Origin of the sequence: Brevibacillus panacihumi (genome assembly GCF_003710985.1) — a bacterium.
Classification (GTDB): domain Bacteria; phylum Bacillota; class Bacilli; order Brevibacillales; family Brevibacillaceae; genus Brevibacillus; species Brevibacillus panacihumi.
The window spans coordinates 162249-182741 of the sequence record NZ_RHHT01000011.1 but is presented as its reverse complement, the minus strand read 5'-3'; the positions used below and the strand labels follow the sequence as shown (position 1 = coordinate 182741).

The 20493-nt window shown below is 48.0% G+C and carries 18 protein-coding genes and 1 pseudogene; 1 reads left to right on the top strand and 18 read right to left on the bottom strand.

Annotated elements, in window-relative coordinates:
* Positions 1-196: 196 nt before the first annotated feature.
* From EDM58_RS07435 to EDM58_RS07385, 11 genes and pseudogenes are all read right to left on the bottom strand, one after another.
* Positions 197-1840, bottom strand: a complete 1644-nt coding sequence (locus tag EDM58_RS07435; RefSeq protein WP_122912769.1) for a 2-hydroxyglutaryl-CoA dehydratase — start codon at positions 1838-1840, stop codon at positions 197-199.
* A 30-nt stretch (positions 1841-1870) separates the two neighbouring features.
* The gene (locus EDM58_RS07430) at positions 1871-5368 is read right to left on the bottom strand and encodes a BadF/BadG/BcrA/BcrD ATPase family protein (RefSeq protein ID WP_122912768.1); all 3498 of its coding nucleotides are present in this window, start codon (positions 5366-5368) and stop codon (positions 1871-1873) included.
* Positions 5369-5605: 237 nt separating this feature from the next.
* Entirely contained in the window at positions 5606-5842 is a 237-nt protein-coding gene (locus EDM58_RS07425; protein ID WP_122912767.1) for a thioredoxin domain-containing protein, read from the bottom strand.
* The gene (locus tag EDM58_RS07420; protein ID WP_122912766.1) at positions 5842-6261 is read right to left on the bottom strand and encodes a MerR family transcriptional regulator; all 420 of its coding nucleotides are present in this window, start codon (positions 6259-6261) and stop codon (positions 5842-5844) included. The genes EDM58_RS07425 and EDM58_RS07420 overlap by 1 nt, the downstream gene beginning before the upstream one ends.
* 58 nt (positions 6262-6319) lie before the next feature.
* Positions 6320-6627 (bottom strand): annotated as a pseudogene (locus tag EDM58_RS07415) (MerR family DNA-binding transcriptional regulator); the annotation flags it as partial.
* A gap of 138 nt (positions 6628-6765) precedes the next feature.
* Entirely contained in the window at positions 6766-7416 is a 651-nt protein-coding gene (locus EDM58_RS07410; RefSeq protein ID WP_122912765.1) for an NAD(P)/FAD-dependent oxidoreductase, read from the bottom strand.
* 50 nt (positions 7417-7466) lie between these two features.
* Positions 7467-9899, bottom strand: a complete 2433-nt coding sequence (locus EDM58_RS07405) for a heavy metal translocating P-type ATPase (protein ID WP_122912796.1) — start codon at positions 9897-9899, stop codon at positions 7467-7469.
* Positions 9900-10056: 157 nt separating this feature from the next.
* Positions 10057-10410, bottom strand: coding sequence for a metal-sensitive transcriptional regulator (locus EDM58_RS07400; RefSeq protein WP_246000562.1), 354 nt, complete (start codon positions 10408-10410; stop codon positions 10057-10059).
* A gap of 98 nt (positions 10411-10508) precedes the next feature.
* On the bottom strand, positions 10509-11189 hold the full coding sequence (locus EDM58_RS07395) for a DUF4166 domain-containing protein (protein WP_122912764.1): 681 nt from the start codon (positions 11187-11189) through the stop codon (positions 10509-10511).
* Between the two features lie 35 nt (positions 11190-11224).
* The gene (locus tag EDM58_RS07390) at positions 11225-12148 is read right to left on the bottom strand and encodes a DoxX-like family protein (protein WP_122912763.1); all 924 of its coding nucleotides are present in this window, start codon (positions 12146-12148) and stop codon (positions 11225-11227) included.
* A gap of 145 nt (positions 12149-12293) precedes the next feature.
* A complete protein-coding gene (locus EDM58_RS07385) occupies positions 12294-13067 on the bottom strand; it encodes an alpha/beta fold hydrolase (protein ID WP_122912762.1) in 774 nt (257 codons plus the stop codon).
* Between the two features lie 226 nt (positions 13068-13293).
* Between EDM58_RS07385 and EDM58_RS07380 the strand changes: the two genes are divergently transcribed.
* On the top strand, positions 13294-13623 hold the full coding sequence (locus tag EDM58_RS07380; protein WP_122912761.1) for a DUF3147 family protein: 330 nt from the start codon (positions 13294-13296) through the stop codon (positions 13621-13623).
* Positions 13624-13677: 54 nt separating this feature from the next.
* On the opposite strand, the gene EDM58_RS07375 is transcribed toward EDM58_RS07380, so the two are convergent.
* The 7 genes from EDM58_RS07375 to EDM58_RS07345 form a co-directional block, all read right to left on the bottom strand.
* Positions 13678-13935: a glycine zipper domain-containing protein gene (locus tag EDM58_RS07375; protein ID WP_122912760.1), complete on the bottom strand. Its 258-nt coding sequence runs from the start codon at positions 13933-13935 to the stop codon at positions 13678-13680.
* Positions 13936-14032: 97 nt separating this feature from the next.
* Positions 14033-15589, bottom strand: a complete 1557-nt coding sequence (locus EDM58_RS07370) for a PepSY domain-containing protein (protein ID WP_122912759.1) — start codon at positions 15587-15589, stop codon at positions 14033-14035.
* On the bottom strand, positions 15573-16112 hold the full coding sequence (locus EDM58_RS07365) for an RNA polymerase sigma factor (protein ID WP_122912758.1): 540 nt from the start codon (positions 16110-16112) through the stop codon (positions 15573-15575). Before EDM58_RS07365 ends, EDM58_RS07370 begins: the two co-directional genes overlap by 17 nt.
* 39 nt (positions 16113-16151) lie before the next feature.
* Positions 16152-17666, bottom strand: a complete 1515-nt coding sequence (locus EDM58_RS07360; RefSeq protein ID WP_122912757.1) for a YcdB/YcdC domain-containing protein — start codon at positions 17664-17666, stop codon at positions 16152-16154.
* A gap of 132 nt (positions 17667-17798) precedes the next feature.
* Positions 17799-18266, bottom strand: a complete 468-nt coding sequence (locus EDM58_RS07355; protein ID WP_122912756.1) for a GNAT family N-acetyltransferase — start codon at positions 18264-18266, stop codon at positions 17799-17801.
* A gap of 115 nt (positions 18267-18381) precedes the next feature.
* A complete protein-coding gene (locus EDM58_RS07350) occupies positions 18382-19737 on the bottom strand; it encodes a sensor histidine kinase (RefSeq protein WP_122912755.1) in 1356 nt (451 codons plus the stop codon).
* Complete coding sequence (locus tag EDM58_RS07345) at positions 19734-20456, bottom strand: response regulator transcription factor (RefSeq protein ID WP_425455606.1); 723 nt, start codon at positions 20454-20456, stop codon at positions 19734-19736. Before EDM58_RS07345 ends, EDM58_RS07350 begins: the two co-directional genes overlap by 4 nt.
* Positions 20457-20493 lie beyond the last annotated feature (37 nt).

Genomic DNA, 20493 nt, shown 5'->3' with positions numbered 1-20493 from the left:
TTCTGATTATTAATCAAGTCACTGGATTTGTCTACGACTCAATTACGAACAAAGCCGTTCTCCCTTTTCCATTCTATAACCAGGAATAGCAGCAAGGGCTGAGCATTTTGTCAATGGGAAAGGCATCGAATAACTTTTATGAGAGAACGCTGGCACCAGCCCTCATAAAAGTCGTTCGATGCCCTAGACACAGTGTTTATACCCCTTTTACTTCCGCCTTATTTCTCCGCAGGGAATAGCGGTTAAAAAAGCCGCTCATACCATATACCACGTTTGCTGCTGTACAAGCAACGACATGACGACTTGCCCGCAATGGATGGGTGCATTTGGAACTGCGGACGTTTCGCAGCTGTTCAAGCGTAAGGTCTTTTTTGCTGAGAGCTTCGTCAAACTCCTTTTGTGCCGCCTGTTTTGCTTTAAACAGCATCATCTGGACACGGCTGTACACGTTTATTGCTCCATCTCCCGTTGTTTCAATCGGGAGGAAGATCGCATCCGGGTATTTTTCTGTGATTAATGATTGAACACCATCGGAGACGCCTGAAGACGGCATGCAGCCGAATGGTTTGACAGAGAGGGTCATGTTTACTTTCTTTTTCGCCACGTTGAGAATTAGTTTCCCTACTTCCATATGGCCTTCTCCGCCGCGCAGATGGTTGTTGTAGTGTTCGTGGGATACCTCGGCAATCTCGTCCATGTCAGGAAGATGATAATCGGCAAGACCGATTGTCTTGGCATAGGTCTGGAACATGACTCGGATTGCACGATCGGCTAAGAATAGCATCCGCAAACGCGAGCCAGCATTTTTTCCTTCCAAGCCATAACGGCCGGAATCCTCTCCACGCAGCTTCATCCGCTTGCGGGTGTCGTAACGTCCTTCCCAAATCAGGTAGAGAATCCATGCGGTCATTGACTGCACTTCCACTTCAGCTCCTTCCTGCTCGAGAAAGCGCTGTAATTGATAGTTGCCGTCACCCTCGGTTGTCATCGCCCAAAACTCACCGATGATGCTCACTTTCGGCTTGACCAGTGTCCGGTCTACCTGAATGGACTCCAGCTCTTTACGGCATTTGATCAGCGCGGGAATCAGCCACTTGCGGTGTTTCAAGGCATCGTACAAAATCTGCTTGCAGCGAGCCATAGCAGCATCGGTAGAGCCTGTTTCCACTTCGTAGGGACGAATCCGATAAGCGACGGCATTCAAAATATCTCCCAGGAGAACCGCTTTCAGAAAGCCGACGAAGAACGAGGTATCCAGTTTGAGAGCTGATTCGCCTCCAGTAGCTTGCTTCAGACCATCCTGCTGCTGAAACAAGAGGACGCGAAATCCGTCAAACCCGGCATCGCGCAGTGCTTTGCGATACTCCGTGACATAGGTGCCAAAGCGGCACGGACCGCAGGAGCCGCTGGTGATAAACAGATAGCTGCTGACGATTTCCTCTTTGGACTTGCCTTCTACATCGCGTAAATGGTGCAGATATTTGATCAGGTTGCCTACAGTAAAGTACGTGGGGTTGCATTGACCGCGGTTTCCGAACTCCTTGCCAAAACGAAGCGACTCGTTATCCGGGCAATCCATGTGCTGCACTTTATAGCCTAATCCCTTCAATACGCCCTCTACCAGAAAATCATGCGCCATGGTCAATCCGCCAAACAGGATAGTAGTCGTTGCCTTATCCTTCATGAAAAATTGACGGGGAACCGGATCAAACCACTGGGTTCTTTTGGCCTGCTCCAATCCTAACGCGAGTTCCTGTTCAGCCTGAAAGCGAAGCAAATCATTTTCATAGGATGAGAGTTCTGTCTCATGGTTGGTGGGAAGATCCTTCCTGGTTGACATGTGGTGGTTCCGCTCCATTTCTTTGTTTGTTTAGTTGCCCGTCTGAGAAAAATTGGTTTGCTCGTAGGAGTCAGTTTGTCTTTTCGCTTGCAAGCCTGTTAGCTCCAATCGCTTTTGTTCAATACGCTGCTGCAGTTCTGCTTTTTTCTGTGCCAAGTCATGCAAGCGTTCTTCATGAAGCCCCAAGCTGTGGGCATAGGTTTTTACGCGGATCTTGATCGAACCGCTTGGCTTGTTGGCATCTATATCATGCAAGGCGGAGTATGGCGTCCCTGCCGTGGAGATAATCGAGTCGATGAGCCCGTATGTGGGGGCATCATGTCCACATTTAAAGCTGGATAGATCGAGTACGGCCACGTTAGGGTGTCGGGCGGCAAATTTCGCTGCCCATACCTTCTGCACAGAATTGGAACTAAAGTTTTCCGGCCAGACATCACGAACCTCTAATGCGCAGTCCACACGCCCACTCTCCAGATCGTCCTGGAAAAAGCGGCGCAGCCACTCTTCATCTTTCGGGATGGAGCGCATGGAGAGAATCGGATAGCCCAGTACTTGAAATTCTTCCAATACGCCGTGATTCAAGCCAGGATCGGAATGGTAGGGGCGGCCGATCATTAGCAAAGCGATCCGATTTTCCTGTTCCACCTGTTCCAGTATCATTTTGCCTCTTTCCTGCATCTCGGCATCAAAGAGATCCATCGCCTTCCACCCCTGCTGCACTGCAAAATCGCTTTCGTCCTCTGTCATGTGCAGACAGTCTCTAAATGCTTCAAATAGCTGCTTCTTCATTAAATACAGTTCGGTAAACGTAACGGCCGGATCGAGATAGGCCACTCCACGCGTCTCAAAAAAGTTGATTTCTTTTGTGAAGGCTGCCTTAATCACGTTTGGCGCTCCTGCTACGATCGGACAGCTGGCTGAATCCATGACATTTTGCAGGTGCGTCGGGATGTGGGTGATGCATGGGAAAAAAATGTAGTCAAGCGGCTTTTTCTCATGATGCTTAAACAACAGATTATGGATATGAGCCTGATTCACTTTAGACGGATAGCAAGGGTCTATGGAGCCGTACTTACCGCCTTCCTGCCACATTTCTTCGCTGGTAAAGTCGCTGAATACTATGTTGTTCTTATCCACACCCAGCGTCTCGAAGTAGGTACGCCAGAAGGGAGCCGTGGACCAAATATTAAGGACGCGCGGAATTCCGATACGAATCTTGCTTCTACGCTCCTTTTCAGCTGGGGATGAGCGTTGGAATGGACGCTGATAGGACTTTTTCCGAATCCCGCCTAACAAACTGCGTTTTACCTGAACATCCTCTACAAGTACATCGGGTTCGGGGAGTGGTTCTGCGTCGTAGAAGTGTTGGTACATGCGAGCCGCTTCGTATTCCACCAAATTCGGATAGTGCTTCTTTAATTCTTGACGCTTCTTGGTCAATTGGATGACGGCTTCCTTGTCTTCAACCGTTCCTTTTTCGCAGCTAAAGCCAGAGATATACCGTGCCGTTTGTCCATCCGGTGTCTCGGAGTCAATAAAGGTGCGGCTGCAATGGTTCGGACAGAACGTACAGCGAGTAGATTCATCGTTGCGGCTTATATAAGACAGGTTAATCGCTGATTCGAGACCCAAGAATGTCGAGTAGCCGCGGCGCTTGACGACACGCAGCGTTTCCATCGCGGCGCCGATCGCTCCCGCTTCACCCGGATGGGGATGTACATATACCACTGCATCAGGAACACGCTGTTTAATGTAATCGACCTGTGCTTTGACGGCAGCGAGATTATATTGCGTCCCGCCTTGCAAAACAAACTTGCGGCCTAGTTCGGACATGCGCGGTATTTGAACGACGTATTGCCAAACGTTTTTCGGCAAAACCAGTGCAAGACCGGCCAATAGTTCTTCCTTGGAATAGCCTTCCTTTTGAAAATTAACGCGGTCGGCATCAAGGAATACGGCACACCCGTATGAAAATGTCGGGGATAGGTCAGCCTTGAAAGCTGTCTGCGCATACTCTTGAACGGGAATGCCGAACTGGTCGGCCATCGCTTGCAGCAACATTCCGTTTCCTGCCGAGCATTGGTTGGACAATCGAAAATTACGGATGTCCCCATTTTTCATAAAGAGAACCTTGATATCTTGTCCGCCGATATCGCAAATGACATCGACATCGCCAAATTGGTTAACAGCACTCATCATATGAGCGACGGTCTCGACAATGTTGACATCCGCTTTCAGCGTTTTTTCCAGGACATCGGCCGCGTAACCCGTGGCGCCAAATCCGATAATTTCCAACTCGGCTCCCTGCTCACTCACTCTGTCGCGGAGCCGCTTCAACATTTCTTTTGTATCTTCCAAGGGATTGCCCTTTGACAGTTGGTACTCCTTGAGCAGGATGTCTCCGCTTTCATCGACGAGGACCGCTTTCGAAGATGTAGAACCGCCATCCAGTCCGATCACAGCTCGTACTTTTTGCCCCGACGTGAAAGTTGCGGGTGTAAATTTGGGTATACTATAGGCCCTGCGGAATTCTTCCTGTTCTGTTTCCGAACGCATGAGCGGAGGACCTGCCTTCTCACCCAGCTTTGCCTTCCGACCGTGCGCAATAAATTCCTTCAAACCTTCCAACCCCGTATAGTTGCCCACGCCAACCGGCTCATGCATTCCGTACATCACGGCACCGTAAGCGGCGTAGTACTGGGAATTGTCAGGAACAAAGATCAGCTCTTCAATGGGCATGTCTTTCGGATAGTCGTATCCGCGCTCTTGCCAGGTCTGCGGAATCCGTTTTCTCCAGCATTCTTGCAGAAAAGGCAAATATGTATTGGGGCCGCCCAGCAAAAGGACACGGTGCCGCAGCGTATTTCCGCGGGTCAGAACAGAGAGATTCTGCATCACGATCGCATCCGCGAGTGAGCACATGATTTCAGCAGAGGGAATGCCGCTTTTCACCAGGTTCACAATATCTGTTTCCGCAAAAACACCGCATTTGGCTGCCACATGGTGCAGTTTGGAGTCGTCAAAATGAAGTCGGCCCACCTCTTCCATGGGCATGCCTGCTTTGATCATGCACTTGTCTATCGTCGCGCCAGTGCCAGATGCACACTTGTCATTCATTGAGGTCAGGGCTTGTTTATTACCTGTCTCTTCATTCTCTTTAAATATAATGATTTTCGCGTCCTGCCCTCCCAGTTCAATGACACTCCCCACATCAGGGTGAAGCTGTTCCACAGCCATCGTAACGGCATTCACTTCCTGGACGAACTTCGCTCCTATGTGCTCAGCAATCGGTCCCGCGCCTGAACCCGTGATAAATGCACGAATGTTTTGTTGAGGGATTTCAGAAAATTGATTGCCAATGGCTACTAATAACTCCAAAACCTTTTCCGCTTGCTTCGTGTGGTGCGGTTGATAATCTGACCATAGAATTTCTTTGTTTTTCGGATTTACCACTGTTGCTTTGACAGTTGTTGAACCGACATCAATACCTAGAATCAAAGAGTCGATCCCTTGGTCCGTGCTTTCCACATATCATCATTCCTTCTCCATATTCTTCAATCACATTATTCGACTAAAGAAAGCAACCTATTCACGTTGTTGATATAGGTTGGTTGTTAGGATACGAATATCATTTATAGGCAAAAAAGAAGAGAGAACCCTTGAAAATCAAGGCTCTCTCGACAGTCCGAGTCGGTTTGGTCGTTCATAGATTTGATAGAAACATGCAAGAGATGCGCACTACCTCTCTGCTTTCCTGTAGTTCGTTTATGACCTCTTCTCTTTCTTGACTTTTTCAACGTCTATCACATTTCCATTCAACACAACACACGGAACAGACTGAACGCCATATTGTTTTGCCAAATCCTCCATCTCGGTGTTGGCGTTACTCGGATATAGATCGTAGATCACTACATCACATTTGGAGCAAGCAAACTCATTTACTTGCTTGACGATATCCTCGCACAGATACGTTCCAGCTATAAACACTTCAATTTTTGCCATTAGTCCTTCCCTCCATTGGATAAATTTTTGATTAGCGGACACTCATCTTTGGTTGGTGTACGATCAGAAAATGGTCGATGTGCCACAAGCTCCAACATGGATTTGAACTTGTTCAATTGTTCGATTTTCTCATCGATTTGACGAATTTTATCAGTCGCAAATTCGTGCATTTCTTTTATTGGAAAGTAATCCTCTGTCTTGTAAATGGACAAAAGCTTCTTGATCTCTTCAAGGGTAAATCCCAGCTCCTGTGCTCGTTTAATAAACCGAATGTCGTACACGGTTTCCAATGATAACAATCTATAACCCGAATTTGTCCTCGGCGGGGTGGGCAAAAGTCCTCTCCTTTCGTAATATCGTATGGTTTCGATATGAACACCAGCTTCTTTGGCCGCTTGACTGATCGTTAACCCATTCATGTTTTTCCTCCTTATCTGGTATTATCAACCCTGTATGTAGATACGGAGTCAAGGGGTTCTATTCAGTATCTACTTTATAAAAGCCAACATATTTCATGAGCTCTGCTATCCCAAGAAACAGGTTCCTTAATTGACAATTGAATTTTTGCAAGGCAAGCTGAAAAGATCGTTCCACTTGTTTATAGTGCTGAGTTTCCAAATCGTTCAAAAGTTGTTTCATAATTTTAATTCTGTACGAGTAAACACTCTGTACCCATTCTCTTTGTTTCTCCTCGATTGGATTAACCCCTCTTGTTCCCAATGCCGAATGGCTGATGTTTTGACACCAGCAATTTGTGCGACTTCTCCAATTGTCATGGAATCGGTTGCAGCCGACTGTGGTTTTGGCATTAATAAAGCCATGATTTAAGAAACGCTTACAATTAGGAAATATGGCATACCACTGGAATGTTATGTAAAAAACGGCTGTCGATTTTCTCGACAGCCTTACTACCGTTTACAAATTTAATTGACGCTGACATTGCCGCCATCCACTTGCTCCACTACGTGTTTCAACTGATCCAGCGTAATTCGATTGACAAATTTGCTGAACTTTTCTTTGCCTTTCGCATTCACCTTATAAAAGTCAATCAGCGTAGTGATCACGGGAACTAATTGAGCTTGGTTCAATCCGGATACGAGCAGATTCGCAAGGCTGGCCTTTAATCCCTTTGCATCTCCGCCCACATAAATGTCAAAGCTGTCTCTCATTTTTACAACACCGATATCCTTTAACAGCGGCTCGCTCGTTCCTAAAGCACAGCCTGCATAGCCTACTTTGATCGGCGTGGGGGTTTCAATTCCTGCGATGGCTTTGTTTAACTCCTTCGCGATATCCAGCCCGGCCTCTTCAGCACCTCTGCAAAAATTGCATGCAATCAGACTCTTCGTGACCAAGCCAGCCGGATACACCTCCAAACCAGAACGTTGGAGCTCGTCAACGATAGCATCGCGGCTTTCAAGGGGAATCTCTACGTAAATCTGCTTGAATGGTGTCATCTCAATTTTGGCATCTTGCCCCACAATGGTCCCCATTACAGCAAGCTGTTCTGGTGTAAAAAGACTTCCTCCTACTTGGATCGCCGGTGCAACAGCAATTTTTGTTTTTTCTCCCATAACGCTTTCTCCTCTCTGAATACGGTTCTTTTTACTCAACCAAGAGTCATTTATCGAACCTTGACACGTTGCAAGCGAAGGGCATTGAGTACGACCGACACGGAGCTTAATGCCATTGCTGCGCCTGCGACCCACGGTGCCAACAGACCGAGTGCTGCGATGGGAATCCCGAGCGAGTTATAAGCGAGAGCCCAGAACAAATTTTGTTTGATATTGCTCATAGTTTTTCTGCTCATATAGATTGCATCCGGAATACTGGACAGGTCGCCACGCATGAGTGTCACATCTGCCGCTTCCATCGCGACGTCCGTACCCGTTCCGATCGCCATGCCAATGTCTGCTGTTGCAAGAGCAGGCGCGTCATTGATGCCATCCCCAACCATTGCAACCTTTTTGCCTTGTGCCTGCAGCTTCTTCACTTCTTCAGCCTTCCCTTCTGGAAGGACTTCAGCAAGTACCTGATCGATACCGACTTCAGCAGCAATCGCGTTGGCCGTTCTTTTGTTGTCACCTGTAATCATGATGACCTGGATGCCCATATCTTTTAGACGAGCGACAGCCGTTTTGGAGGTTTCTTTAATCGTATCTGCCACAGCTACCATACCCGCGTACTGTTTATTGATTGCGACAAGCATTGCTGTTTTTCCGGATTCTTCCAATTTGGCCATCGTATCGTAAGCGTTCTTCGCATCTACCTCAAATCTTTCCAATAAGCGTCTGGTGCCAATGAGCACCTCTTTGCCATCCACCACCGCTTGAATTCCAAATCCGGGGATTGCCTCAAACGCTTCTGTTCCGGTTAATGAGATGCCTTTCTCTTGAATCCCAGCCACGATGGCTTCTGCGAGTGGATGTTCGGAATTTTTTTCGGCTGTTCCCACAAGCGTAAGGAACTCCGTCTCATCTCCTTCTGTAATGACATCTGTCAGCTCCGGCTTGCCTTTGGTGACAGTTCCTGTCTTATCCAGAATGATCGTATCAATTTTATGTGTTTGCTCTAAATGCTCTCCGCCTTTAAAAAGAATTCCCAATTCGGCAGAACGTCCTGATCCAGCCATAATGGACGTAGGAGTTGCCAAGCCAAGAGCGCAAGGGCAAGCGATGACCAGGATGGCGATTGCAATTTCCAGAGCTCCTGCAAAATTGCCAGGGGTAATGTAGAAGTACCAAACAAGGAATGCGACAATCGCGATACCGACAACAATCGGAACAAAAATTCCCGAAATCACGTCAGCAATTCGTTGGATCGGTGCTTTGGAACCCTGTGCTTCCTCCACAACTTTGATAATCTGGGCAAGAGCCGTTTCTCTTCCCACCTTGGTTGCTTTGACTCGAAGCACCCCGTTTTTGTTAACGGTGGCTCCAATCACGGCATCACCGGCTTTCTTCTCGACCGGGATGCTTTCGCCTGTCAGCATGGATTCGTCCACAGTCGATATTCCTTCCACTACTTCCCCATCAACAGGTACTTTATCCCCTGGGCGAACAAGAACCAGATCGCCAACAATTACCTCATCCACCGGAATCGAGATCTCCTGACCTTCCCGAACGACGATTGCTGTCTTGGCCCGCAATCCCATCAAGGACTTAATGGCTTCCGAGGATCTTCCTTTTGCAAGAGACTCAAACAGCTTACCCAAAATTACGAGGGTGATCAGGACCGCACTTGTCTCAAAATAGAGAGCCGGAACATGGTGAGTTCCTTCGATGCCCGAAGACCAAATGATTGTCTGATATACACTGTAAAAATAGGCTGCAGACGTACCCAAGGCAATCAATACGTCCATGTTTGCACTGCCATTGCGCAATGCTTTGTAGGCCCCGACATAAAACTGTCTGCCGACGTAAAATTGGACCGGTGTAGCCAGAAGAAGCTGGAACCAAGGATTCATAAAAATTTCTGGCGAATAGATCCAGGAAGTGAAGGAAAAGTGCCCTACCATGCTCCACAAAAGCGGCAACGAGAGAATGGCTGAAAAAAGCAATTTGCGTTTCTGATTCTGAATTTCCTTGCCACGGTGATCCTGAGTCGCTTCCTTCTCTGTTTTCAAGCTGGCTTTGTATCCAAGCTGATTCACCTTCTTCTGCAAATCATCAATCGATACTTCGCCTGGCGAATACTCGACGTGGGCTGTCTCCAAAGCAAAGTTTACAGTGGCTTGCTTCACACCTGGCAGCTTATTCAATCCCTTTTCAATTCTCAATGCACATGCTGCGCAAGTCATCCCTTCCAATTGGAGGTCAACTGTTTCTTTGACTGTGCCGTAACCAAGCTTATGAATGCTTTCCTCTAGACGATCTACATCAACCTTCGCCGGGTCATACTCCACACTTGCTTTCTCCATGGCAAAATTTACACTGGCACTTGATACGCCATCCACTTTGTTCAAACCTTTTTCGATTCGAATGGCGCATGCCGCACAAGTCATGCCTGTAATCTGCAGGTTGACTTGCTTATTTCCCTTCGCCTGTATTGCTTCCATACTGACTACCCCCTCCTCATTATCATCCTGGCGATTCATTTTTTTGGTAATCACAATATACCCCCATAAGGTATGTCAAGTCAACAACTTTTTACTATACCCCTGTACCCTATATAAAGGGCGGAAATTATAGCAGCACGCAGCTGCCCATTTCGTTTTACTTCATCAATTTATTCATGGTGGCCATGAGCTCTTTTACTACCTCTGTATCCCCTTCCTGAATCCGTTCGATTACACAGCTTTTCATGTGATGCTCCAGCAGCAGCTTACCTACTCCGTTTAATGCCGATTGAATAGATGCAATTTGATTCAGTACGTCATCACAGTAAGCATCCTTTTCAATCATTCCTTTTACGCCTCTAACCTGGCCTTCGATTCGATTTAAACGGCTGATTACATTGCTTTTTACTTGATCGGAATGATGGCTTTTTCGCTCGGATTGGTCATGCGAACAACAAGTAGCATCTTCCTGAAGGGTTGTTTTGTCTACATGGTCCATTGTCGTGCTCATTTCGTTTCCCCCTCTTTTGCGAGATGGCTATACTATACCCCCATACCCTATATTAGTCAAGAGAAAAAAGCACTCCCATGTATCGAGTGCTTTCCTTCTCATTCCCTTCTTTCTTCCCGCACCGGTTTCACATCTTTGGGTATCTGCTCGGGCTCTACATGCAGATATTCCACATCAAACGCTCCCGAATAGCCAAACAGATCACCAAAAGTCGGATTCGAAACCTTCACGTCGATCCGGTACTTCCCGCTTTTTTCGTCATACCATTCCAAAACATCTGCATAACCGGAAAACAGCATCGGGAATTTGAAGCCGGCCCATCCCTCGTAAAAATACTGATTGCCGGATTGCAGGCGCATCCCCCCATTTTCCCCTACGGACATCTCGATCTCCACGGCCAAATGCTGATGGGTGCCGAGGTAATCAATGATTTTTTGCTTTTCCTCACTGTAGATCATCGTGGCATCGAAGCGGCGCGTACGATTGGGGAATTGGTATTTTCGTACCCATGTAACGGTTTCGCGGCCAAAGCTGTCTACGTAAGCATAATTTTCGATGGTAAACGGGACATCCGTCCCTTGCTGCGGAAACATGATGTTTCTCCACGTCCCAACATAGAGAAAAGGAAGCGTATAAGCTTTCCCGTACCACACTTTTTCCATGATGCCGCGACCAATGGAGGCGCGATGATCTTGGCTGGAAAAACCGAACCGTTCTTGTATCTTTGGATGAAGCTTCGCAAAGTCTGGTCCCAGCAATCTTTGGTAAATGGAGCTCAAAATTCGTTCAACTCCTCACGATGGAATCGGATGGTTCAGGGGCGTTCTTCTTTTTCAGGCTTTCGCAAGCAGTCTGACGCATTGGGCAAATCCGGAAGACTAAGCATGCCGCATACCGATAACGCCATCATGCCTAGATTTAACGTAACCGGGTTAAAAGGCTCCACCAAAACGGTTGGCTCTGCTACCGCCCCTAATCCAAGCGCAACAAGCAAGATCATATTCCAGAGGTGAAGGGCTTTTCGCCAGCTTCTACCTGCAAAAGCGAAAAGTAGACCAAAGCAAATCTCCCCCACTCCAACAAATAGCAGAGCAAGTTGTTCATACCCCGGGAAAAGACGAGTGGCTTGCAGGAGCTGCAGTTCACCCGTATGCGGATAGAGCAGTTTGGGAAACAACCCTTGATAGATCCAGATGAATGCCGAAATGATCCGACATATCAACTCCGTTAGCGAGCGCCGCAGTGAGATGTTGGGATGAATGCCTTTCTCCAGCCACAGACGCAAAGCGTCAAAGCTCCATGCCGTGGCCCAGCCCATCAACGGCCGAAACAGCAAACGATCCAGCCATCTGCCCATCGCTCCGAATCTGGTCTGATAATCATAGCGAGTAAAAAAACGGATCCCCTCTTCACCAGGGACGTACCTCCAGAACCCAGCCCCCTCCCGAATCAATGAGATGGGATTGTCCGACCAAAACTTCAGGACGGACGTCTTTGTCTCATCCTTCTCGGTCGTACCGACACTTTCCCCTTCTCCCGATATGGAGATGCCAAAACCAATATTCGTTTGGTAGAGGAAGCGTTGGGGTTCATCTTCTGCCCTCTTCGGAAGATATGAAATTTTGGTGAAACGCAAATCCCACTGCTCATGAAGCTCCGGGGTTTGCGTGTATTTCCACAAGGATTCGATTGTTGTCCGGATCGTGCTCTCTACGTAAATCGGTTTGTTTTTTGCCAAGTTGATCCCCCTGCATAATTCCGAAACAAGCCAGGGTACCTCTCCCCTGGCTTGGCAACGGCGGCTATCCTATCATTCTGACTTCCTTATTATACCATGTCTGCCTGAAGAGACGATTAAAAAATGCCCGTCACAGTCACCACCATTAGGTAACATGCTTTTGGATAAAGGCCTCAATCCGGGCATTGCAGTCCTCATATGCCTTGGTCGGCACCCTGTGATCCACGTTTGGTATCATGTACAGTTCATTATGCGGCAATCGTTGCTGCAACAGAAAGGCGTAAGGATGGAAGGGCGTATCCTTTTGGCCATACAACAGCAGAACGGGGTGATTGATTTCTTCCAATCGCTTCGTACAGTTATACGTTAAACTATACCGGTAATACTCTTCCGCGTTTTTGGCATCACATTGTTTCGCATCTCGATACAACTCCCGGAACTGCTTCATATTGATCGAATTCGACCAAGAAACTCCCAATGCGATGGTATGGATTGCTTTTATCTTCGAGAGGAACACTCCGGTGGAAATCAGGCGTTTTACACGCTTTGTGTTCACCTCTGACATGCCGCCAATGACGATTCCTCCGAGTGAGCGATCCGGGTGGGATAACAAGCATTCCAGCACAATCGATCCCCCGGTCGAATAACCGCAAAAGAACGCCTTTTTCAAATCCAATCGGTCCATGAGGCCCTTGATATCATCTGCAATCAATGGATACGTGACAGGCGTTTTGGACGCTTTGCTCTGCCCGTGTCCGCGGATATCAAAAGCGATCACACGGAAGGAGCGGGACAGATGCTCCAATTGACAGCGAAAATTTTTGCTGGATAATACGGGGGGATGAATGCAGATCAGTGCGGTTCCTGACCCTTTTTCTATGTAATGAAGTGAAGCTCCATTCACGTCTATGACTGGCATCTTCTTCCTCCCAGAGTATGCGTAGATCAATCCGCTTGCTTGAAACACCAAGTCGCTGTGGTATTACCATTATGGAACCCGATAAGCATTTTTAGCATGCCACTTTATTCAAGTTCCAGTTTCATGAAATGAGACGAATGGCTACAATTTTTTAACCAACAGGCTTATAATGGACAAGTTGATTGAACCTACATTTCTCGTTTACACCTGGGAGGCTTTTCATTCCATGCTCGACTATGTCATAAAGTTCATATTGGGTGGTTCCCTCGTCGTATTGGCAACCTACCTGAGCAAGTCCAAAAACATTTTTCTCTCCGGTATCATTACAACTCTTCCGATCATCACGCTGCTCAATATGACGCTTCAAATCAAATATATGAATGATCAGGAATTTCACTTGGCACAAAAAAGCGGGATCCTTGGTGCGTTCGGGCTGGTTCTCTTTATTGCATCCTGCTACTTCCTGACTGCCTGGGTGAAACCGCTGTATGCGATCCTTTTCGCTATCCTCATTCTTTTTCTGTATTTTTGGATGTACAAACAGATTGCTGGTTAAAAATGTAAAAACCCGGTTCCCCCCAATAACAGGAGGAACCGGATTCTTTTTTTTTTAGCGTTGATTATTCTGTTCGGTTCTGTTTGCTGTATCTTCGTTCCCGTCGACACCCTCACCCATCTTATTGCCCACTGCGCCGCCGACGACCGCACCTGCAACAGTGCCAAGCGGTCCGAACAGGGAACCGACGGCAGCACCTACACCTGCACCGCCCACAGTTCCTACAGCCTCACTGGCGTCGATGCCTTCCAACATGTTGGTATCCTGGCGATCATTTTCATTCATACGATTGTTCTTGTTGTTTTCAGCCATCCATCTCACTCCCTGGTATTGTGCTAGGGTTTGCAAGCGCAGTCCCGATATGTATTCTGCCCGACTACAGTCAAAATTACGCAAGATGGACTTGATTCTATTCTGTTGTCTTGCCCGTTAGAGCATCAATCGCCCATGGCTTTCGGGAATCCAGCCTGACCTGATAGACCAGAACCGGATCGCTCTGACTATTAAGGTAAACAAGCTCCAATGGCGCTTTTTTTACAAACTGTTCTTTCGCTTCATCCAGTGAAATGGCGTTATCCTGAGAAGGTAGTGCAAAAGAACCCCTCGAAAAATCTCCCTGGATGGCTGTTACAGTCCCGCTGTCCATATCCACTGCAACGAAATACGGATAATCCACTACAGGAACTCCCTGATACAAGGGAACAAATGTAAAAGTCGCCTGACCGCGCTCCTGCAATGCTTTTTCTACCAGTACTTCTTCAACATCCGACGGGAGGTACTTCGCCAACCGGACCAACGCTGCATCCTGGGCTTGTTGGAGCGACGACAGCGGTTTCCCGCCTAGCTCGAAGGAGCCATCCAGACTATAGCCGACAAAGGAACCATCGTCAGCAGTTTTCAGTCTGGCCTCGCGTTTGTCGCTCATTTGCCAGATAAATGATATGGCCTTCTCGTCAATCGTCATAAAAGCCTTTCCGCTTACTGGGATGCCGAATTCTCTCTTCATGACATCTTCGGCTTTGTCCGCATCTGTAATGATCAGCCTTTTTCCTTCAGTCTTGATGGGAGCTACTCGCTTTTCTCCCTGGCTGTTTGCGAGGCGTTTGCCTGTCTTCGCATCAATAACCAGTTGTGGGTCGGACATGTACTGAAGAACAGGACGATCCTTGCCTGCGTACACAAGCCGCAGCCCGGAAGCCAGCTCCTGTGCCGCTTTCGTCTTGTCGATCACTGAAGACTGCTCAGACGACGCTGTTGTTCCCACGCCGTTTTCCTCGATTGGATACAGCAAGAGACTCATCTTGCCGGTGTGTGGATTCACTTCAACGGCTGCGCTGTGCTGCTGAAGCGGAATGCCATGAACCAGCTTGCGGAACGCGATGTAGCCTTCCGTTTCTCTGGAATGCCCGGGATCGATCTCATAGTAGTTGCTTTCTTCACCCAGCTTTTCTTGCAAAAAGTGTTGGGCCCGCTTTTCCAAAGGAGTCATGATCCGTTCCGCGCGTGTTGTTGTCTGCGGCTCAGAATCCACGTTTGCGACTGGTTCGGCTTGATCTGTCGGCACGTTTCTCCTAGCTGATTCGGCGCCTGCCGCGGCCTCTTTTGATACCGCTGGTTGCTCAGTCGGTACAACTGAGGGAGGCAGCTTCCCTAGTTCTGGTTCTTGATAAAGGGCAGCGGGCAAGAACTCGCTTTTCTCTTGTGCCGAGGATGCCTGTGACTCACTCAAGTTTGCTTGCTCGGCAACCTGGCCCGAGCTGAGCCATATTCCCATCAGCGCAGCTGCGCCTATCGTTCCCACATAGGCGGAAACATGAGTGATCCGCCTCTTCCATCGTACGGTTCGTGCCTGGCGAATAAGCCGTTCCTTGCCAATCTGCTTCCATTCGGGACGTGGCGGCTTGGCCTCTTGCTTGATCTGGCGAAGCTTGCTGATCAGTTGATCTTCTTCATCTGGCAATCCCATTGATAATCCCCCCTTCAATCGATTGCCCTAGCAATTTCCTCAATGTCTGCAGCGCCCTGTGACAATCCACTCTCACTTTTGTCTCTGGAATAGACAAAATTTCGGCTGTTTCCTTTACACTGTACTCCTCGATGTAGCGGAGAATCACGACGATCCTAAGCTGCGGTTTTAGCTTCTGGAGCGCCTCTTTAATTAGGCGCATCTCTTCCTTCATCTCCAGCTCCGGCTCCGGAAGCCCTTCCTTGGTCATTATGCGTATCAGCCAATTGTCCGAAAAAAGCCGCTGCCACTTCATTTTGCGGTAATGATCAATCGCCACGTGTTTGGCAATCGAAAACAACCATGTTCTCATCGCCACACGACCATCATACTGCGGCAATGCCTTTAATAGCCGTGAGAACACTTCCTGCGTCAGATCTTCAGCGTCCTCTTGTTTATCGGTAAAATAAACCAGAAAATAGTAGATGTCATTGTAATACGCTTCGTAGATTTCGCTGATCTGCTTTGCCAGATCATCTGACAACGGACTCCCTCCCCGTTCCAGAACCGACACGGGTTCTTCCTATTCTTGTCCGTAACGATACAGCTCACCCGTAAGTGCGTCTACCTCGTCCTCACCAGTCGTGACGTACACGAGGCTGGCGGTCTTTTCGCTGTCTCCATCCATGGAGTAATACAGCTTCAACGGATGCTTCTGAAGATAAATTTTTGCTGCTTCCTCCTGGGAAATGGCTTTCTTGGGGTCGGGAAGCGATGTATTCAGTGTCCCTAAGTCCGGCAGCCTCCAGTCAAGCAGAACCGCTTTTCCTGTCACGGCATCGACATCCGCGATCACCATCGAGTCTTCCACTGGGATCCCGCCATGGATCAAGCTGAACTGGAAATGGTACTGTTGTCTGTCATGATCGTATTGAGCGTAATGTTCCGCTCCCAAGCGCATCATTTCCGTAATGTTGGCAGGAAGATATTCGGACAGTTCTTTAACGGCAACCTGCAAGGCTTGCTCCGGGTTCAGCTTCTTTTCGGACTCGCTCTTCTGCTTGCTGTCCAATACCTGATACCTCGTGATTTTTTTCGTTTGCTTGTCGACGTACAAGGAGCCGATGATTCCCGAATCTGTCTGCCACAAATAATTGATTTCTTTCTCTTCGCTGATTTCCTGGAAGGCGGCACGCTCTTTCGTCATATCGTAGCCGGTTTTTGCAGCGAGAAAAGCAGCGGCTTCTTCTTTTGTTTTCGCAGTTGGCTGTTGGCCTTTTGACTGGAATTTGATTACTTGGCTTTGGCTTGCGTCTGAATCGCGGAACGCTCCCGTACGAGCATCCATTTCACCTAGCTTCGGTCTGTACAGCAGCTTCACCTGCCCATTTACATCCCGTGCATAGACCGGATTCATGTAAGAAGCTAACATTTTCTCTACCTGCTCTTTGGGCAAGGCTTCTTTGGGATCGCCGAATTCAATGTTCGGCTGCTTGCTGAGTATCACGCTTTTGCGGTTGCCGTCCGTCGCCTTGGCGTCGACATGTCCTTCACTGTTCACCCTGAGAATGACCGCATCATTGCGGAACGGGACGCCATTCACCATCTTATGGAATGTGACGGAGGCTTTCCCTTCGTTTGCAATCTCACTTACCTGGTAGCGGCCCAGATCCTCTCCATACCATTCCTTCATAAAGGAGATCGCGACTTCTTTCACTTTGTCAGGCGGATAGGTGGACTCGAACCCTTTGGTGCCCTTTACCTGGAGGAAACCAAGCAGCTCTCCAGACTCCTGGTCAAAAGAGAGGGTTACTTTTGGAATGTTATTCTCCTCCGACTGGTACTTGTTTACAATGATAAGCTGGCTCTTCTCGGAAATCTCCACTTCCATGATGGGGTAATCCTTCAGATAAGGAAGCAAGCGATTTGCCTTCTCCAAACCTTTTTTGATCTTATCCATCACTTTTGTGTCTGCCTTTGCCAGGCTGCCCTCTTGACTTGCCGCTGCCAAGACACTTGCTGCGCTCGCGCTAAAGGGTGCCGTTACCGCCAAGCTTGCTGCCAACAATACGATCATGCTCTTTGGAATTTTTTTCATTTTTTGTCCCTCACTTCACGTAATCTTTTTACCTACGCCCATTATTCGAATGAGACCAAATTTTGTTTCAATTTCCAGAAAAAAAAAGACTGCCAATGCAGCCCTTCCCGTTTCTCCATGTCTTTGTGCAGCTTATGTCAACTTCATTTCCATATAATGCGTGCCTTCAATAGGGTTAAAACGATATGGTGGGATGGTGTAAAACCCTAGCGAGCGGTACAGGGAAATAGCTTGTTCCATCGTAGGAAGTGTATCCAGTCTCATATAGTGATACCCGCGGATTTTCGCCTCCTCAATGATCGAAGTGGCCAAGCTTTTCCCGATTTTTTTCCCTTTATAACCGGGCCTTACATACAGTCTCTTCATCTCACCAAGATGTTCATCCAGTTTTCGCAATGCGACACATCCCGCTACTTCTTCTCCATAGATAGCCAAAAGGATACAGCCGTCAGGAGGAGCGTATTCCCCCGGGATGTTTTGCAATTCCTGCTCAATATTTTGAAAGCTCAAGTCAACGCCTAAAGAATCTACGTACTCCACGAATAGTTCATGTACCTGCTCGTATTGCCAGTCTTTCTGTACCGTAACGATCCTTAGCACCTAACTCCCCCGTCCGTTTGTCACATACTCACATCTGCCTTGGAAATCGGATACCCTTATTCATTTTCTTCTTCATTTGGCAAGAAACTCCTGCTAACACATTTTTTACTTCACGTTATGTGGAGGTGCTGACAGGAATCACAATCGAGAATACGGCTCCTCTTCTATCGTGATTCCGAGCAGTGAGGGTGCCGCCTGATCGTTCAACAATTGCCCTGGATATAGCCAAGCCGAGGCCCGTCTCTCCGTTTTTTCCTTTGACGAAACGATGAAACAGGTTCGGGAGCAAATCCTCTGATAGACCCTCGCCGTCATCGGTTATCTCTATACTTGCTTGATGATTGGTCGTATACATTCGGATTTCTACGCATTCGCTGGCATGCCGGTATGAATTGCTCAGGATGTTGATGACCGCTTGCAGGAATTTATCCCGATCGATCAAGATCTCGGGATTCGTATCGTCATGATGGATGACAACCGTAATGCCATTTTGCATGGCAATGGGCTGCAGCTTGTCAACTGCTTGCTGGATGACATCCTGCGCTTTACAGCGAACAGGATGGAACAGATTCTCTTCACTTTCCAGCTTCGCCAATAGAATCATTTCCGTCACGATGCCTTTTAAGCGTGTTGTTTCTTCTACTATCACATCGAGACCTTGGCTTGCTGCTTCCCCTGTAAAAATACCGTCCCGTATCCCTTCTGCATACCCTTGAATCGACATCAGTGGTGTTTTCAGCTCATGAGAAGCATTCTGAAAGAACTGTCTTTGCACTTCCTGAAACCGCTCCAGCTCTTGCGCCAAAAAGTATACGGACTGTGTAACGGTACCGATCTCGCCACTGGCGTGGATGTGTTTGACCTCGGAAAATTGCCGTTCGCGAACCTTCTTTAGCTCTGTCATCAGGGAGCTTAACGGTTTGACAAGGCTGCTGGTAATGAAGAAGCTCAGCAGAATGGCACAGATTACCCCAATGAAAAGGATAATCATAATGTTAGTGGTGATTTCATATCTGACATCCTTAATACCGCGCACCGGAGTCGCCAACAGCAGCCGCTGATATTCGCCTGCTTTCACCGCTTGCGAAACGACGATATACTCTGCTTCCCCAACCAGCCATAACTTTTTGTCCTGCTTTTTCTCCGCCCTGCGTTCCAGCGTCTGTATCCAGTCTTTCAAGCTGTTGGCTTGGATCGTGGTGTACATGACTTTCTTTTGTTTCCCAAGCAAAAGAATTTCCACCTTTTTGTTGGACATCACCAACTGGTTCAGCTCTTCGATCATTTCCTCTTCTGTCCGGGAGGAGCTGCTTACTTTTTCTGCCCAAAATTCTCCCTTTAGCTTCAGCTCCTTCCTTTGTTGATCGATCAAGTTATCCAGCAGCATAGAGTCGATCAAATAGGCGGAGGCACCCGTCACGATGAGCAAAAGGAGACCGAAAGCAATCATCAGCCGATGCAGCAGCTTCATAACGACCGTTTCTCCTCTGCCACGCGAAGTCTGTAACCATAACCCCACACGGTCTCAATCGGCAGCCCTGTCATTTTTTTGCGGATACGGCGAATTAGATCGTCTACCACGCGGTCGCTCCCAAAGTAGTCATCTCCCCATACCAGGGTGAGCAACTCATCTCTGGAAAATGCTCGATTCGGGTTGTCCTCGAGGAGTCGCAGCATGAGAAATTCCTTATGAGTGACAGCAATCTCTGTTCCCATCCAGAAAACAAAACGATTCTCCGCATCCAATTGCAGGTCAAGATTTTGTAAGGTAAGTTCTGTTTGGGCAGGACGTTCTGTCTTGTCGTACTGCGCCATTTGTTCCGCGCGGCGTATGGCCCGGTTCACTCTGGCGACCAGTTCACGTGGACTGAAGGGCTTGGTTAAATAATCATCACTCCCCAGTTCGAGGCCGAGAATCTTGTCCACTTCCTCGTCTTTGGCTGAAATCATGATGATCGGTGTCTCTGTCTTTTCGCGAATACTCCGGCAAAACTCGTACCCATTCATGCCCGGCAGCATAATATCCAAAATCCACAGATGTGGAGGCGTTGTCTTCCATAAGGTCATTGCCTGTTCGGCCGTTTCTAAAGCGATGGTGACGTATCCTTCCTTTTGAAGATACGCTTCTACGATCTGACGAATGTTAGGGTCATCGTCGACAATCGCGATTCGATAGTGATTCAATGCCATCTCTCCCCTATCCATGTTTCCCTCAACAATTGTATAA